Below are 15,459 nucleotides of genomic sequence, written 5' to 3'. Positions count from 1 at the left end.
AGTAAGAAATGGACGATGCCCATCAAAGATTGGAAAGCGGCATTGACTCGGTTTACTATTGAGTTCGGCGATAGACTCGTTGTGAATTAAATGAAACACCGTTTACACAAAAATTCTGACACGCTCAGTTCTGTGTTTTGACCGATCTCGATGCTTCGGGTTCTACATTCCGCAAGTACAACGCTATTGGTCAGAACTTCGACCGATTAATGGAGCATGTTGAAAAACTGCCAAGCAACTGGACTACGCTTTATAAGGTCGCGAGTCTCTCCTCTATCGAATTTAAGAAACTGGTCGATTCGCAGATGTTAAATCCCGCTATCAAGGCATCGACCATTCGAGGTATTCTTGGAGCGCCTGCACCTAAGGTGCAATCAGGGAATATCCGGGTTAGCGTTAGTTTTCCGAAGGGTCTAAACAAGATCGATCTTCAAAGCATTTCAAATGCCTTGAACCAACTGAAATTGAAAAATTTGGTTACGGTTAACCTTGAGAAGATCGAGTCTGAAATTCAGTCGAACAATGTTGAAGAGAATTCGATCGAACGCCTTGCTGCTTAAGAATCAAGATAGTTAACAGAAACCCGCCTTTACGGCGGGTTTTTTTATTTCTCAAACCGTTCAACGTCATCAATCAAAATTTCCCAATTTTTTCGGTCGATTCGCGTCTGTGACCCGAGGATCTTCTTAGCGATGTGACTATTCTGTACGTGGTCGTAGTGCTTCTCGATCTGTTTAACGCTCGTTCCTGCTAGTTTGGCAATTTCGTAGGGCGAGACTTTTCCCGTCAGTAGATGGTAAGAGATGTAGAAGTGCCGCAAAGAGTATGGGGTTTTATCCGTATCGAAATGCTTATGCTGCTTCTGTACTTCCGCTACCAGTTCATGAAAATACGCATACAGCGTCTCCATGCTCAATGGGGTCTTCGATGAAAAGTTTGAGAAAACGTAATCCTCGCGAGTGATGAACGGCGAGTACGTCTTTCTCCGCGTGAAAATGTCACCCCGTCGACCCCGTACCTCTCGCTTTCGCCGAACCTTTGTAGTTTCTGGTTGAACGGTCACGGTTGCAGTTTTATCGGGGTGTACTTTGACGTTCATGTACTGGAGTTGCCGCAATTCGCCAGTTCTGAAACCAAAGTTACCCATTAGCACGATGAAATCTCTAATGGATCGGCGGTAGTAGATTTCCTGATCTTTAGTCGGGTGATCTTTCGGTACTTTTTGATACCACTTCCCAGCGACCTCAACCAGTTGGGTATATTCCTCTAGGGTGTATCCGTCACGGCGAGTTTCATCAATGGGAATCTTAATCTTGCCGAAGTCTGGCGTGTAGTGCTTCTGGATTAACCCCTCGGATACCGCCCATCGGTATAACTGTTTAATGGTGATCGATTCATTGGTGATCACCGTCAATTTGATGGTCTATAACTGCTTCTGTCTGAACTGGCGATACTCCATGAACTTACGTTCGGGGATATTCTGAATGGTCTCGTTCTCGCCGACAAACTCAACATAACGGTTGGTGTAAGAGCGGACGTTGCGCGCGCGCCCTTCGCTGATTTGGTTGCCTGCTACCTGTTCGGCGATGTGCTTTAGATAGCGTGTCTGTAATTCGCCTGCAGTGATCGAGAACACCTTCTCGCCGTTCCGTACCTTTGTTAGGACGCTTAAACCTTCGTCTTTTGCCTGTTCTAGTGCAACACGCTTATCGCGAGTTTTAAGGGATTTGCGGACGTACTTTTGTTCACTCTGAACATACATACGCATCTGCCACACTTCACCCGATCTAGGTGTGCGATAGATACGCACCAGACCATCAAGAATGTCCGTCATATCAGTCATCCGCGGGGTCTTAACAACCTTCTTCTTAGCGGCGCTCGGGCGTTTGGGTGTCTTTGTCATGCCTGGTAGCGTGGTGTACGAATGACTTCACTGTTGCATAAAAAGACTAAGCATACAACGCTCACGCAAACAAAAAGGGCACCTCTGTGAGATGCCCCTCCTGTTTCGGACTCCGTAGAAAAGTCCGTAGACGGTGACGATAACCCGTTGTTTTGTATCAGTAGTCCGTATCAAGTTTGTAGATAAAGTAACCAATAAAAACAACAAGTTATATCATTTCAGTCACTCAAACTCGATAATGATCTGATCGACCGACAGCGACTCACCGGCCGCCGCCGAGATCTTCTTCACCCTACCGTCTTGCTCGGCCTTGAGGATGTTTTCCATCTTCATGGCTTCGATGACGGCAAGCTTCTCGCCGGCCTTAACTTCCTGGCCAACGGTAACAGCCACTTCACGGAGCAAGCCAGGCATTGGCGAGAGCAGGAACTTCGACATATCCGGTGCTTGCTTCTCTGGCATCAGGCTAAGCAGTTCGGCGGCGCGGGCGCGCAGCACGGTCAGATCTACCTGGGTGCCCCAGTGGAAGAGGCGGTAAGCCAGCTTGCGGCGCTCCAGCTGCATGGTGAAGGGCTCACCATTAACTGTACCTTCAAACAGCGCTTCACCCAATTTCCAATCGGAGCGCAGTTTGAACGTTTCGCCCGAGTAGGTGACATCGTAACCACCTTCAGCGGCTTCAACCGTAACGCTATGCGGAATACCATCGCGCAGCACAACCCATTCGTCGCCCACCTTGAGCTCATGGCCGGGCAATTGACCGGTAACGCGTGCGGCGCGGTCGATATAGGTGCGATGAACGAATGCTGCAACGCTGAGTAGCAGTGCAGGATCATCGTGCGGTACATCGCTGGCATCGAAACCCTTCGGGTACTCTTCAGCAATAAACGCGGTGGTGAAGTTGCCGGCCTGGAAGCGCGGGTGCTGCATCAGCGCTGACTGGAACGGGATGTTCGACGAAATACCGCGGATGACGAAGCTGTTCAGTGCATCGCGCATGCGTTCGATGGCCTGCTCGCGGGTTGCTGCGTGAACGATCAGCTTGGCAATCATCGAGTCGTAGAACATCGAGATTTCGCCGCCGTCGTAAACGCCGGTATCAACACGCACCTGACCTGGCACTTCTTGTGGTGGTGAAAACTTCACCAAGCGGCCGGTGGATGGCAGGAAGCCGCGGAACGGGTCTTCTGCGTTGATACGGCATTCCATGGACCAGCCATTCAGCTGCACATCGGATTGGCCAAAGGCGAGCTTTTCACCGGCAGCAACGCGAATCATCTGCTCAACAAGGTCGAGGCCAGTGATCAGTTCGGTGACCGGGTGTTCTACCTGCAGACGGGTATTCATTTCGAGGAAGTAGAAGGACTTGTCCTTGCCGACTACGAATTCAACCGTACCCGCTGATTGATATTGCACAGCCTTGGCCAGTGCAACCGCCTGTTCACCCATGGCTTTACGGGTGGCCGGATCGATAAATGGCGATGGCGCTTCTTCGATGACCTTCTGGTGACGACGCTGAATCGAACAATCGCGTTCGTTCAGATAAACCACGTTGCCGTGGGCATCGCCCAGCACCTGGATCTCGATGTGGCGTGGTTCTTCAACAAACTTTTCAATGAAGACACGGTCATCGCCGAACGCGTTCTTGGCTTCGTTCTTACAGGAGGCAAAGCCTTCGTAGGCTTCCTTGTCGTCGAACGCAACGCGCAGACCTTTACCGCCGCCGCCGGCCGAGGCCTTGATCATCACCGGGTAACCAATACCCTTGGCGATTTCAACGGCCTGTTCGGGTGTGTCGATCGGGTCGTTATAACCAGGAATGGTGTTGACCTTGGCCTCGTTGGCCAGTTTCTTCGAAGCGATTTTGTCGCCCATCGATTCCAGTGCCAGCACTTTCGGGCCAATGAACACAATACCGTTGGCTTCAAGCTGGCGACAGAAATCAGCGTTTTCCGACAGGAAGCCGTAGCCCGGGTGAACGGCTTCAGCACCAGTCTGTTTACAGGCAGCGATGATTTTGTCGATGACCAGGTACGACTCTTTCGAAGCAGCCGGGCCGATACAGACGGCTTCGTCAGCCAGTTCGACGTGGCGCGCCGAGGCATCTGCTTCCGAATACACGGCAACGGTTTTGATGCCCATCTTGCGGGCAGTCTTGATAACGCGACAGGCGATTTCGCCGCGGTTTGCAATCAGGATTTTCTTGAACATGTTTTTATCTCCCGGGCGATCAAAGCGGAATGTTGCCGTGCTTGCGCCACGGATTCTGGATATCTTTGTCTTTCAGCATGGCCAGCGAGCGGCAGATGCGCTTGCGGGTTTCGTTCGGCATGATGACGTCGTCGATAAAGCCGCGTGCGCCCGCCACGAATGGGTTGGCAAATTTAGCTTTGTACTCGGCTTCGCGTTCGGCCAGTTTGGCGGGGTTGTTCTTTTCTTCGCGGAAGATAATTTCCACGGCACCCTTTGGTCCCATCACAGCAATTTCTGCCGATGGCCAGGCGAAGTTGACGTCGCCACGCAGGTGCTTGGAGCTCATCACGTCGTATGCGCCACCGTAGGCCTTACGGGTAATCACAGTCACCTTCGGTACGGTACATTCGGCGTACGCGTAGAGCAGCTTGGCGCCGTGTTTGATGATGCCGCCATACTCTTGCGAGGTGCCTGGCATGAAGCCTGGTACGTCGACAAAGGTAACCACAGGAATATTGAAGGCATCGCAGAAACGCACAAAGCGGGCAGCCTTGATCGATGACTTGATGTCCAGACAGCCGGCCAGTACCAGCGGCTGGTTGGCAACGATGCCTACCGGGCGACCTTCCATGCGGCCAAAGCCGATGATGATGTTTTTGGCGTAATCCGGTTGAATCTCGAAGAAGTCGCAGTCATCAACGGTCTTGATGATCAGTTCCTTCATGTCGTAAGGCTGGTTCGGGTTAGCAGGGACCAGCGTATCGAGCGAGAAGTCCAGACGGTCAGCGCTATCGAGCGTTGGCTGTACGGGTGGCTTTTCTTTGTTGCTCGATGGCAGGAAGTTGATCAGACGGCGCAGCATCATGAGTGCTTCGACATCGTTTTCAAAGGCCAGGTCAGCAACACCGGATTTGCTGGTGTGGGTAATGGCACCACCCAGTTCTTCGGCCGTCACTTCTTCATGCGTTACGGTCTTAACGACTTCAGGACCCGTTACGAACATGTACGAGCTGTCTTTGACCATGAAAATGAAGTCGGTCATTGATGGCGAGTAAACCGCACCACCGGCGCAGGGGCCCATGATCATGGAGATCTGCGGAATCACGCCCGATGCCATCACGTTGCGCTGGAATACGTCTGCGTAGCCACCCAGGGCAGCAACGCCTTCCTGAATACGGGCGCCACCCGAGTCGTTGAGGCCGATTACCGGTGCGCCGACCTTCATGGCTTGGTCCATGATCTTGCAGATCTTTTCGGCGTGCGTTTCAGACAGCGAACCGCCCAGCACAGTGAAGTCTTGGGAGAACACGAATACCAGACGGCCGTTAACGGTGCCGTAGCCAGTAACAACGCCATCACCCGGCAGCGATTGTTTTTCCATGCCGAAGTCGGTGCAGCGATGTTCTTTGAACATATCCCACTCTTCGAACGATTCCGGATCCAGGAATAGTTCGATGCGCTCGCGGGCTGTCAGTTTGCCCTTGGCGTGTTGCGCGTCGATGCGCTTCTGACCGCCGCCCAGACGCGCTTGTTCGCGCTTCTGTTCGAGCTGATGGATGATGTCTTGCATAGTGAGACTCCTTAGGTGATATCCGGAATTACGAGCCGAGACCAGAGGTCGTTGGCGATGTTTGAGCAAGGGTTGTGCCAAGAAAGGCACCTAAAAGCTGACGGGCAGCTGAAGCGGGTGTCTGGCGCGCTTCGTCAACGGCCTGGCGGATGCCGGGCAGGTTGGCCAGTACGGTGGTGTTGGCATGAAAGGCACGGCGAAGCCCTGAATCGATCAGGCTCCACATCCAGGCTTGTGCCTGATGGCGGCGGCGTTCGGCAAACTCGCCCGTAGGCACCAGCGCGGTGCGATATTTCTCGATAGCTTCCCAGAACTTTTCAATGCCATCGTGGTGCAGGGCGCTGAGCGCAATCACCGGTGGCTGCCAGTTCGGGCTGCTCGGCCGGAGCATGCCGAGGGCGTTGCGCCACTGGGCCGCGGTTACTGTTGCGGCACGTGGATCGATGTCGGCTTTGTTAATGACGACCAGGTCGGCAATCTCGACGATGCCTTTTTTAATGGCCTGCAGGTCATCACCGGCGTTGGGTAGTTGCAGTAGGCAGAACATGTCGACCATGCCCGCCACCGTGGTTTCGGATTGGCCGACGCCGACGGTTTCAACGATGATGACATCGTAGCCGGAGGCTTCGCAGAGCAGCATGGCTTCACGGGTCTTTTCGGCGACACCGCCGAGTGAACCGGAAGAGGGGCTAGGGCGAATAAAGGCCTCTTCACGCACGGAGAGTTGTTCCATGCGGGTTTTATCACCCAGAATCGAACCACCGGAAACACTCGAAGAAGGATCAACTGCCAATACTGCGAGTTTGTGCCCCTGTTTGATGAGCCACATGCCAAGCGCTTCGATGAAGGTCGACTTGCCGGCACCGGGTACGCCGGAAATGCCAATGCGGATGGCGTTGCCCGTATTCGGCAGTAACGCGTTCAGCACTTGCTGAGCGCGGATCTGATGATCCTCACGCGTGGATTCGATGAGCGTAATCGATTTGGCCAACGCACGACGCTGACCGGCAAGCACACCCGACACCAAAGCCTGATCGGCTTCGGTGAGCGTGGTGACTTCTTCCGGGCGCATTGCGTTCATACTCAGTGCAGAAAGCGGGGTTTACTTGGCCAGTGCTTTACGAATTTCAGCCAGCACGGTGCGGGCCGAATCTTCAATGCGCGTACCCGGGCCGAAGATCGCCTTGGCACCAGCCTTGTACAGGGTGTCGTAGTCTTGCGCTGGAATTACGCCGCCAGCGAAGACGATGATGTCATCGGAGCCCTGTTCCTTCAGTGCATTCACTAGGGTGGGTAGCAGCGTTTTGTGGCCGGCGGCCAGCGACGATACGCCGATGGCGTGTACATCGTTTTCGATCGCCTGACGGGCGGCTTCTTCCGGTGTCTGGAACAGTGGGCCCATGTCGATGTCGAAACCGAGATCGGCAAAGGCGGTTGCCACGACTTTGGCGCCGCGGTCGTGACCATCCTGGCCAAGCTTGGCAATCATGATGCGTGGACGGCGGCCTTGTTCTTGAACGAACTTCTCGATGTCTTGCTTGATCTCTTCCCAGCTTTCCTGACCTTGCACAACGCCTCCGTACACACCAGAAATGGTTTGGTTGTTAGCACGGAAACGGCCGAAGACCTTTTCCAGCGCATCGGACACCTCGCCGACCGTTGCACGTAGGCGGATTGCCTTAACGGTGAGGTCGAGCAAGTTGCCCTGGCCAGACTTGGCAGCTTCTGTCAGCGCATTCAGTGCAGCATCAACCGCTGCGCTATCGCGCGTTGCACGGATCTTCTGCAGTCGGGCAACCTGGGCTTCACGTACAGCATGGTTGTCGATATCGAGAATGTCGATGTCGTCTTCCTTGGCCAACTTGTATTTGTTCACGCCCACGATGACGTCTTTGCCGGAGTCGATGCGTGCTTGCTTGTCGGCTGCACAGGTTTCCACCTGCATCTTGGCCCAGCCCGATTCCACGGCCTTGGTCATGCCGCCCATGGCTTCGATTTCCTCGATGATGCTCCAGGCCTTGTCGGCCATGTCCTGGGTGAGCTTTTCCATCATGTAGGAGCCGGCCCATGGATCGATCACGTTCGTGATGTGGGTTTCTTCCTGGATGATTAGTTGTGTGTTGCGGGCGATACGAGCCGAGAATTCGGTTGGCAGCGCAATGGCTTCGTCTAGTGCATTGGTGTGCAGCGACTGGGTGCCGCCGAACACGGCTGCCATGGCTTCGATCGTGGTACGTACCACGTTGTTGTATGGGTCTTGCTCGGTGAGCGACCAGCCCGACGTTTGCGAGTGGGTGCGCAGCATCAGCGACTTGGCGCTCTTCGGGAAGAACTCCGACATGATCCGGTGCCAGAGCAGACGCGCTGCACGCATCTTGGCAATTTCCAGATAGAAATTCATGCCCACAGCCCAGAAAAACGATAGGCGGCCAGCAAAGGCATCAACGTCGAGGCCCGAAGCGATACCCGTGCGCACGTACTCGCGACCATCGGCCAGCGTGAAAGCCAATTCGATCGCCTGGTTCGCACCGGCTTCCTGAATGTGATAACCCGAGATCGAAATCGAGTTGAACTTCGGCATGTGCTGCGCGGTGTAACCGAAGATGTCCGAAATAATCTTCATCGACGGGGTTGGCGGATAGATATAGGTGTTACGAACCATGAACTCTTTAAGAATGTCGTTCTGGATCGTGCCGGACAGTTTGTCTTGCGAAACGCCTTGCTCTTCAGCGGCCACAATATAGCCGGCCAGAATCGGCAGCACGGCGCCATTCATGGTCATCGAAACAGAAATCTTATCGAGCGGGATCTGATCGAAGAGAATCTTCATGTCTTCGACGGAGTCGATGGCGACACCCGCCTTGCCAACGTCACCGACGACACGGGCGTTGTCCGAGTCATAACCGCGGTGCGTTGCGAGGTCGAATGCGACCGAGACGCCCTGACCACCGGCGGCCAGCGCCTTGCGGTAGAAGGCATTTGAGGCTTCAGCTGTCGAGAAGCCGGCGTACTGGCGGATGGTCCATGGCTTGACTGCATACATGGTGGGCTGTGGGCCGCGCAGGAATGGGGCGAAGCCTGGCAGGGTGTCGACGTATTGCAGACCTTCGACATCCTGCTGTGTATAGAGCGGTTTGACCGTTAGGCCTTCCGGCGTGTGCCAGTCCAGGCGGCTCAGATCGCCATCCGGCGACTGTTTGGCGGCTGCCTTTTTCCAGGCTTCAATGGCCTCTGGGGTGGCTTTGTTCGAATGACTCATGGCAAACCTCACGACGGAAATTCTTGACGGTTGCGGTGCAACAAATCGCGCAGACGATCACGCGACCTGTACTTCGCAGGAAGTGCTGCTTTGGGTGAAAGCAGCAAACTGTGGCAGACTGCTGACAGCACACCACACATATAAACCGAATCATACGTTATTCATAATTATGGGCGCAACATCCCCGACTCCCCCAAAAAAGACGCCACGCGGCGCTCGGCAACCCATTGTTTCTTCAGCGCTTTATCAGGAGGTCGCTAACCGCCTGCGCGAGGAGATTTTCGACCACGTGCTGCAGCCGGGAGATTGGATTGACGAACTGGCACTCGTTGCCCGTTATGGCATCTCCCGCACGCCGTTACGGGAGGCGCTGAAAGTGCTTGCGGTCGAGGGTTTAGTGACCTTGAAACCACGTCGTGGTTGTTATGTGGCTGAAATTTCCAAAGAAGATGCCGCCGAGATTTACCCTGTGTTGGCCATGCTCGAAGGCCGCTGCGCCTATGAAGCTACCCGTAAGCTCGATGATGCGGCGGCCAGTCGGCTGCAGGCGTGCCACGATGCCTTAGAAGTCGCGGCAGCGGCCAATGAAATCCGTCAATTCTTTGAGGTTAATCAGGAGTTTCACCGGATTGTTCAGGAACAGGCGGGCAATCGCTGGTTGATTCAGATCATCAATGATCTGCGCAAAGTGCTCAAGCTGTCGCGACTGAACTCACTGTCTCGTGTTGGCCGTCTGGATTCATCGCTGGCAGAACACCGTCTGATTCTGGCGGCGATGCTGGATCGGGATGCCGAGGGTGCCGAGGCGGCTATGCGCGCGCACTTACTGGCCGGTCAGCACGCGATTCAGAAGCAAATGGATGAGGGGGGCGCCCCCCGCGAACGCAGCAATACCTAGGTGACTCTGAACCTGGGTTCAGTGAGGCCGCTGACGTGCCGCATCAGGTTCGCCCGCATGGGGCGATCACAACAGCGGTATAGGAGCCAGCGACCATTGCTATAAGCATTGGTTCAAGCAACGCTGGGCATCACCAACGCCGCAAGGGGCATAGAGTAGAACTAAACTGCGACTAGAACAGCGCGTTCTGGTGCGCCTCAATGGCGACCGTAGCGCGTTGGACCATGTCGTCTACTTTACGCTGGGCAGCGCCATTGTCAACGCTGGGTACACCACTGCTAGTGCCCTGCATACGGGCTTCAAGCAACTCGTGTGCCAGCGAAATGGCTGACATGATCGCGGCACGCTCGGCAGACACCTGCCGGCCTTTGCTGGCAACTGCCTGCATTTTGCTATCGACCAGAGCAACCGCCTGACGCAGCGCTTCCTGTTGTTCGGGCGGGCAGGCCAGACGGTATTCACGTCCGAGCAGTGTAATGTCCAGATGATTAGGCGTTGTCATCACAGATTCACCGATTCAGGCAGGTGCGACACCACCTGCTCAAGCTTGTTGCGAGCGCTGTCCATTTGTGACTCGAGCTGTTGACAGCGCGCCTCGGCCGCCTCCAGGTTGCCCCGGAGCTGGTTGTTTTGTTCGCGCGATTGCTCGAGCAGCGAAATGAGCTGGGTCAGCTTCTGATCCAGCAGAGAAAGATGGCTATCCATGCCGCGCACTATAGGATGCCGACGGCGAAGGGTCAACCATATTTATATTAAGTAGATGATTTTTAAACGATTGGTCGATTGGTGATACAATCCGCCGCGTTCGTCTTGTCTAAGATGAACCTTCCGATCGGTGCCCCGTCGCAGTGAAACTGCTCCGGGGTGAAACGGGAAACCGGTGACGCATTTATTGCCAACCCGGTGCTGCCCCCGCAACGGTAAGCGCTGTGTCGTACCTCAAGCCACTGGACTTTCGGGTCTGGGAAGGCGGTACGTTCGGTAGGGATTGCCCTACCCCGCGCGAGCCCGGAGACCGGCCTATCGGACATTCGTGCTGCGGGTGAGCGGCTCCGATCGCTGCTTGCGGCTATCAGACCACTCCTTTCAGTTTTGTTTGCTTGAACCTGCGGGGACGCTCGTTCGGGCTTTGGCGCATGCGCGCCAGGAGTTGCCATGTCTGTTATCCATACCCCGGGCTTTGCCCGATCACTTGTTACTTGTGCCGTTGCTTTGTTACCTCTTGCTGCCGTTGCGCAAGTGGAAATGCAGCAACCTACCGACATTGCTGATCCGATTGTGGTCACGGCGACGCGAATCCCGACGCGCTATAACAAACTGATTTCTGATGTCACGGTCGTCGACCAGGAACAGATTCGGGATTACAGTCCGGCTGAGCCAATTACCGATATTCTGGCCAACACACCGGGGGTTACCGTGCGCTCTAACGGAGGCTTAGGCACAAATACGACTGTGCAGATCCGAGGTGCCTCTAACGCACAAACAATTCTGCTGGTGGATGGGTTAAGACTCAATTCGGCTACAACCGGTGCGCCGCCATGGGCGTATATTCCGATGCCGCAGATTGGCCGCATGGAGGTGGTACGCGGCCCCACATCATCTTCGTATGGTTCTGACGCAATCGGCGGCGTTGTTCAGCTATTCACGCGTAAAGGTGAAGGTCCCGCTAAGTTTTACGCAGACTCGGGTTACGGTACCTATAACACCTCATCCGAGAACATCGGAGTCGAGGGATCTGAAGGTGGCTTAAGCTACAGCGTCTATGGGGGAAATACCCATTCGGTGAGTTTTCCCACTTTGATTAACAGTCCCTACAATAAGCAACCAGCTTCATATACGAATACCAATGCTTCAGCAAATTTAATTTATACGTTGGCACCAGGTCAAGAATTTGGCATCAAGACCTTATATGGCAGTGGCCAGAACGGATTCACGAGCACGAGCGCAGCGGGTGGGTTAGCCACTGGGCCAGCCACAAGCTTGGAGTCTTTAAATGTTTTGTCAGCATTCACTAAAAACAAAGTGCTTGACGAGTGGACCAGTATGATCCGAATCGGAACATCTCAGGACAACGCACGGAGTTGGTATGCTAACAATGCCCAGACCGTGTTTAACACTACGCAAAAACAAGCTCAGTGGCAAAACGACATTAAGCTGCCAGTTGGCAATGCCATGGTTGCGTACGAGTTTTTAAACCAATCGGTTAATTCTACGACAGCTTATAACGTCACCAGCAGAAATATAAACACCGTTCAAGGTGGCTGGAACGCTGATATCGGCAATCATCTATTGCAGGCAAATTTACGTAATGATGACAATAGCCAATTCGGTAACGCCACAACGACCTCACTTGGCTATGGTTACTTTATTCTACCAACCATTCGAGGGACTGCATCTTGGGGTACTGGCTTCCAGGCACCGACCTTTAACCAGCTCTATTACCCGGGTACCGGGGGTTTATACAAAGGAAACGCCAATCTCCAACCAACACGATCGGAGAATACAGAAGTAGGTGTGAGATACAACGATGGCACACACAGCGCCGGTGTTATTTATTATTACAATAATATAACCAATTTAGTAAATTTCACCAGTAACTATGCAACGTATACGAACGTTGGCCGTTCAACGATTCAAGGCGTAACAACGAGTTACGATGGTCATTTTTTGGGTTTGAATGTTATGGGTAGTGTGGATTATCAAAACCCACTGAATGCTGACACTGGCGCCTGGCTGGCCTACCATCCACAAGGTTTTGGCAGCCTTACGGTTGAAAAAGGACTGACTGACTGGAAGCTAGGTGGGCAAATGCAGGCTCAAGGCCCACAGCAGACGAATCCGGGTACATCAAGCAACACAACCCTTGGCGGTTATTCGGTGTTTAACCTTTATGGCAATGTCAAAATCTACAAAGATGTTTCTGCCTTCATGAGATTGAACAACATCTTTGACAAACAATATCAGACGGTTCAGAACTACCGTACATCAGGATCAAACCTCTTTGTCGGCCTCCGCTTCGATCAACGCTAAATTTTGCACGTGACCTCTCTACGACGACTCTTTCCGGTCTTAATCGCCCTGCTGCTTTTAGCACTCGGGGCGATTGCCATCGGGTTATCGGTGGGGAGCGTGAAGATATCTTTTGCCGATGTGGTTAGCGGTTTGATGGATCCCAATGCGCCATCAGCGGCTGTGATTCGCGACTTGCGCCTACCCCGAACGCTAGCCGCTTTCGGTTGCGGCGGATTATTGGCGCTGGCTGGTGCACTGATGCAGGTGCTGTTACGCAACCCTCTGGCCGACCCCTACATCTTGGGTATTTCCGGCGGCGCCGGGGTGGGGGCACTGCTCGCGATTTTCTTTGGTCTGGGTGTCGCAGGGCTCAATGGTTTTGCCTTTGCCGGAGCGCTACTGGCTATTCTGATTGTATTTGGTCTGGCGCATGGCGACGGCAGCTGGACGCAAACGCGGCTTCTACTCACCGGGGTGATGGTGGCCGCAGGCTGTGGGGCGCTCATTACGCTGTTGCTGTCGATTGCGCCTGAAGAACGCTTGCGAGGCATGCTGTTCTGGCTCATGGGAGATTTTTCTCAGGGCGTCAATCCAACCTACGCGTTGGCGGGCCTGGCCGTGATTGGTTTGCTAACGGCCCCGCTGGCACGTGATCTGAATGTGCTGATTCGCGGCAACGATACAGCCAAAGCGCTTGGCGTTTCGGTCGGCGTTGTCCGTATTGCCGTTTATCTACTCGCCTCCATGGCAACAGCCGTGTCGGTCACAACCGCAGGCTCAGTGGGCTTTGTCGGACTGGTCATTCCACACCTGACGCGAATGATCGTTGGCAATGACCAACGCATTTTGCTACCAACATCCATGTTGGCAGGCGGTATCTTTCTGGTACTGGCTGATACACTGGCCCGCTTATTGATTGCCCCGCAGCAGCTACCCGTGGGTGTGGTCACAGCACTGATCGGCGTTCCCGTATTTTTGTATCTGCTTAACCGGACACGCTATCAATGACGCACCGTCAATCTTTTGATGCGCTCAAGGCGCTGTTCCGAGTTGCCTCGGTGGGTTTACAGGTTGGCAATACTCACGTCTGTCAGGATTTATCTTTCGAAGCCTATCCCGGTGAGATGATGGCCATTCTGGGGCGCAACGGTGTGGGCAAATCCACATTGTTATCCTGCCTGGCAGGCTTGCCTCGTGGTGAACTGCAGGGTGAGATCCTGCTTGGCGGTAAAAGCTATGCCGATTGGGGTGATCGTGCGGCCGCCTGTTGGCGGGGCTGGCTCGCTCAGAAACAACAAGATCAATTTAGTGCGACGGTGCTGGAAACGGTTATTTCAGGACGGCACCCGCATTTGAATCGCTGGGCCTGGGAATCCACGAAGGATCACGCATTAGCGATGGCCTCGCTGGCGGCTGTCGGCCTAGCAGATTTTGCGGCACGCGATGTGCTCACACTGTCTGGGGGTGAGCGGCAACGCGTGGCAATCGCCACAATTCTGACGCAGAAACCAACGCTCTATTTCATGGATGAACCTTTAGCACATCTGGATCTGAACCATCAGATCGAGGTGCTGAATCTTATGCGGCAACGATCTTACAGTGAACGGATAAGCTGCATGATGGTGCTACACGAACCTGGGCTGGCCCATCGTTTCTGTGATTCAGCACTCCTGCTCTTCGGCGATGGCGAATGGCAGTATGGCTCCGTCACAAACGTGCTGACTGCAGAAAATTTATCCCGCCTCTATGGTTACCCGCTGGTTCAGATTGATCGTGCCGATGTGCGGGGCGAAATGCAGCGCTGGTTCGTGCCGGCCTAATGCCCCTAGGGGTAGGGCTCAAATTCCGGCGTAGTTATGCGGCTAGCACAGCCAGCGCCCCCAGATAAAAGGCCAGCTCACTCAATTGCTGGACTGCACCCAGGCAATCTCCGGTATAGCCCCCCAGCCATTTCTCCAGCTTCCGGCCTAACCAGATAGTCACCAGCAAGCCGGCCAGCAGGCCGCACAGCGCCGCCATACCGGGCAAGAGCAACATGGGGGCAACGCCGAACAACGATGCAATCAGTAACGCGTTGCGCGAAAGCCTTGTGGCCAAGGGCTTGGATTTGCTCAAGGCATCTTCGCGCACATAATTCATGCCCGCCATCATCAGCACCGAGCAATATCGGGAGAAGGCGTGCCCGGCAATCAGCAGCAGCGGCACCCACATCGGCTCAAAAGCAGTGAGCAGCACATATTTGCCAAGAAGCGCCATCGTGATCGCTATGACGCCGTAGCTACCCACCCGTGAATCTTTCATGATCTCGAGGATGCGCAACCTTTCCCAGCCGCCACCCAGGCCATCGGTCATGTCGGATAGACCATCTTCATGAAACGCGCCCGTCAAATAGATGCTGGTCAGAATGGCTAACAGGACAGCCACGGACGATGGAAAAAGCCAGCAGGCAACCCCGAAAGCCAGTGCACTCATCAACCCAACCAGAATGCCTACCGCTGGAAAATAGCGGGCAGCGTCATTCAGGCCTGCTGAAGAATGCGGCACTCGATCTGATACTGGGATACGTGTAAAGAATCGGATTGCGCCAAGAAAGGCGATCAATTCCCGGCGTAGCCTGGGCATGC

The 15,459-nt window shown here is 54.3% G+C and carries 14 protein-coding genes and 1 riboswitch; of the genes, 5 read left to right on the top strand and 9 right to left on the bottom strand.

The window, feature by feature from the left end:
• Positions 1–137 precede the first annotated feature (137 nt).
• Positions 138–560 (top strand): hypothetical protein, encoded by a 423-nt coding sequence (locus tag AC3GOJ_RS01600; RefSeq protein ID WP_488235695.1) that lies wholly within the window; start codon positions 138–140, stop codon positions 558–560.
• Positions 561–604: 44 nt separating this feature from the next.
• Here AC3GOJ_RS01600 and AC3GOJ_RS01595 read toward each other — a convergent pair whose 3' ends face one another.
• From AC3GOJ_RS01595 to scpA, 6 genes are all read right to left on the bottom strand, one after another.
• Positions 605–1,408, bottom strand: coding sequence for a tyrosine-type recombinase/integrase (locus AC3GOJ_RS01595; RefSeq protein ID WP_488235694.1), 804 nt, complete (start codon positions 1,406–1,408; stop codon positions 605–607).
• Between the two features lie 15 nt (positions 1,409–1,423).
• Positions 1,424–1,834 (bottom strand): hypothetical protein, encoded by a 411-nt coding sequence (locus AC3GOJ_RS01590; RefSeq protein WP_488235693.1) that lies wholly within the window; start codon positions 1,832–1,834, stop codon positions 1,424–1,426.
• Between the two features lie 291 nt (positions 1,835–2,125).
• Positions 2,126–4,114, bottom strand: a complete 1,989-nt coding sequence (accC, locus tag AC3GOJ_RS01585; protein ID WP_488235692.1) for an acetyl-CoA carboxylase biotin carboxylase subunit — start codon at positions 4,112–4,114, stop codon at positions 2,126–2,128.
• Between the two features lie 19 nt (positions 4,115–4,133).
• Entirely contained in the window at positions 4,134–5,666 is a 1,533-nt protein-coding gene (locus tag AC3GOJ_RS01580; protein WP_488235691.1) for an acyl-CoA carboxylase subunit beta, read from the bottom strand.
• 28 nt (positions 5,667–5,694) lie between these two features.
• A complete protein-coding gene (gene meaB, locus AC3GOJ_RS01575) occupies positions 5,695–6,738 on the bottom strand; it encodes a methylmalonyl Co-A mutase-associated GTPase MeaB (RefSeq protein WP_488235711.1) in 1,044 nt (347 codons plus the stop codon).
• 30 nt (positions 6,739–6,768) lie between these two features.
• Positions 6,769–8,925 (bottom strand): methylmalonyl-CoA mutase, encoded by a 2,157-nt coding sequence (gene scpA / locus AC3GOJ_RS01570; RefSeq protein WP_488235690.1) that lies wholly within the window; start codon positions 8,923–8,925, stop codon positions 6,769–6,771.
• Positions 8,926–9,094: 169 nt separating this feature from the next.
• Between scpA and AC3GOJ_RS01565 the strand changes: the two genes are divergently transcribed.
• On the top strand, positions 9,095–9,823 hold the full coding sequence (locus tag AC3GOJ_RS01565) for a GntR family transcriptional regulator (RefSeq protein WP_488235689.1): 729 nt from the start codon (positions 9,095–9,097) through the stop codon (positions 9,821–9,823).
• A 172-nt stretch (positions 9,824–9,995) separates the two neighbouring features.
• On the opposite strand, the gene AC3GOJ_RS01560 is transcribed toward AC3GOJ_RS01565, so the two are convergent.
• Entirely contained in the window at positions 9,996–10,325 is a 330-nt protein-coding gene (locus AC3GOJ_RS01560; protein ID WP_488235688.1) for a cell division protein ZapA, read from the bottom strand.
• Positions 10,325–10,528, bottom strand: a complete 204-nt coding sequence (locus tag AC3GOJ_RS01555; protein WP_488235687.1) for a hypothetical protein — start codon at positions 10,526–10,528, stop codon at positions 10,325–10,327. The genes AC3GOJ_RS01560 and AC3GOJ_RS01555 overlap by 1 nt, the downstream gene beginning before the upstream one ends.
• A 111-nt stretch (positions 10,529–10,639) precedes the next feature.
• Positions 10,640–10,861, top strand: a riboswitch (cobalamin riboswitch).
• 117 nt (positions 10,862–10,978) lie between these two features.
• Between AC3GOJ_RS01555 and AC3GOJ_RS01550 the strand changes: the two genes are divergently transcribed.
• From AC3GOJ_RS01550 to AC3GOJ_RS01540, 3 genes are read left to right on the top strand one after another with little or no spacing between them, the layout of a single operon-like run.
• Positions 10,979–12,853 (top strand): TonB-dependent receptor domain-containing protein, encoded by a 1,875-nt coding sequence (locus AC3GOJ_RS01550; protein WP_488235686.1) that lies wholly within the window; start codon positions 10,979–10,981, stop codon positions 12,851–12,853.
• 9 nt (positions 12,854–12,862) lie between these two features.
• Complete coding sequence (locus AC3GOJ_RS01545) at positions 12,863–13,843, top strand: FecCD family ABC transporter permease (protein ID WP_488235685.1); 981 nt, start codon at positions 12,863–12,865, stop codon at positions 13,841–13,843.
• Positions 13,840–14,655 (top strand): ABC transporter ATP-binding protein, encoded by an 816-nt coding sequence (locus AC3GOJ_RS01540; RefSeq protein WP_488235684.1) that lies wholly within the window; start codon positions 13,840–13,842, stop codon positions 14,653–14,655. Before AC3GOJ_RS01545 ends, AC3GOJ_RS01540 begins: the two co-directional genes overlap by 4 nt.
• 34 nt (positions 14,656–14,689) lie before the next feature.
• Here the strand turns inward: AC3GOJ_RS01540 and AC3GOJ_RS01535 are convergent, their stop codons facing one another.
• The gene (locus tag AC3GOJ_RS01535; protein ID WP_488235683.1) at positions 14,690–15,457 is read right to left on the bottom strand and encodes an adenosylcobinamide-GDP ribazoletransferase; all 768 of its coding nucleotides are present in this window, start codon (positions 15,455–15,457) and stop codon (positions 14,690–14,692) included.
• Positions 15,458–15,459 lie beyond the last annotated feature (2 nt).

This window comes from Fluviibacter sp. (genome assembly GCF_057744235.1).
This window is presented reverse-complemented; position numbering and strand designations above follow the sequence as displayed.

Bases quoted from the DNA above. Each gene is read 5' to 3' on its own strand.
- AC3GOJ_RS01590 (WP_488235693.1), bottom strand. From the start codon at position 1,834: ATGACGGACATTCTTGATGGTCTGGTGCGTATCTATCGCACACCTAGA.
- accC (WP_488235692.1), bottom strand. From the start codon at position 4,114: ATGTTCAAGAAAATCCTGATTGCAAACCGCGGCGAAATCGCCTGTCGC.
- AC3GOJ_RS01580 (WP_488235691.1), bottom strand. From the start codon at position 5,666: ATGCAAGACATCATCCATCAGCTCGAACAGAAGCGCGAACAAGCGCGT.
- AC3GOJ_RS01540 (WP_488235684.1), top strand. From the start codon at position 13,840: ATGACGCACCGTCAATCTTTTGATGCGCTCAAGGCGCTGTTCCGAGTT.
- AC3GOJ_RS01560 (WP_488235688.1), bottom strand. From the start codon at position 10,325: ATGACAACGCCTAATCATCTGGACATTACACTGCTCGGACGTGAATAC.
- AC3GOJ_RS01565 (WP_488235689.1), top strand. From the start codon at position 9,095: ATGGGCGCAACATCCCCGACTCCCCCAAAAAAGACGCCACGCGGCGCT.
- scpA (WP_488235690.1), bottom strand. From the start codon at position 8,925: ATGAGTCATTCGAACAAAGCCACCCCAGAGGCCATTGAAGCCTGGAAA.
- meaB (WP_488235711.1), bottom strand. From the start codon at position 6,738: ATGCGCCCGGAAGAAGTCACCACGCTCACCGAAGCCGATCAGGCTTTG.
- AC3GOJ_RS01555 (WP_488235687.1), bottom strand. From the start codon at position 10,528: ATGGATAGCCATCTTTCTCTGCTGGATCAGAAGCTGACCCAGCTCATT.
- AC3GOJ_RS01535 (WP_488235683.1), bottom strand. From the start codon at position 15,457: ATGCCCAGGCTACGCCGGGAATTGATCGCCTTTCTTGGCGCAATCCGA.
- AC3GOJ_RS01550 (WP_488235686.1), top strand. From the start codon at position 10,979: ATGTCTGTTATCCATACCCCGGGCTTTGCCCGATCACTTGTTACTTGT.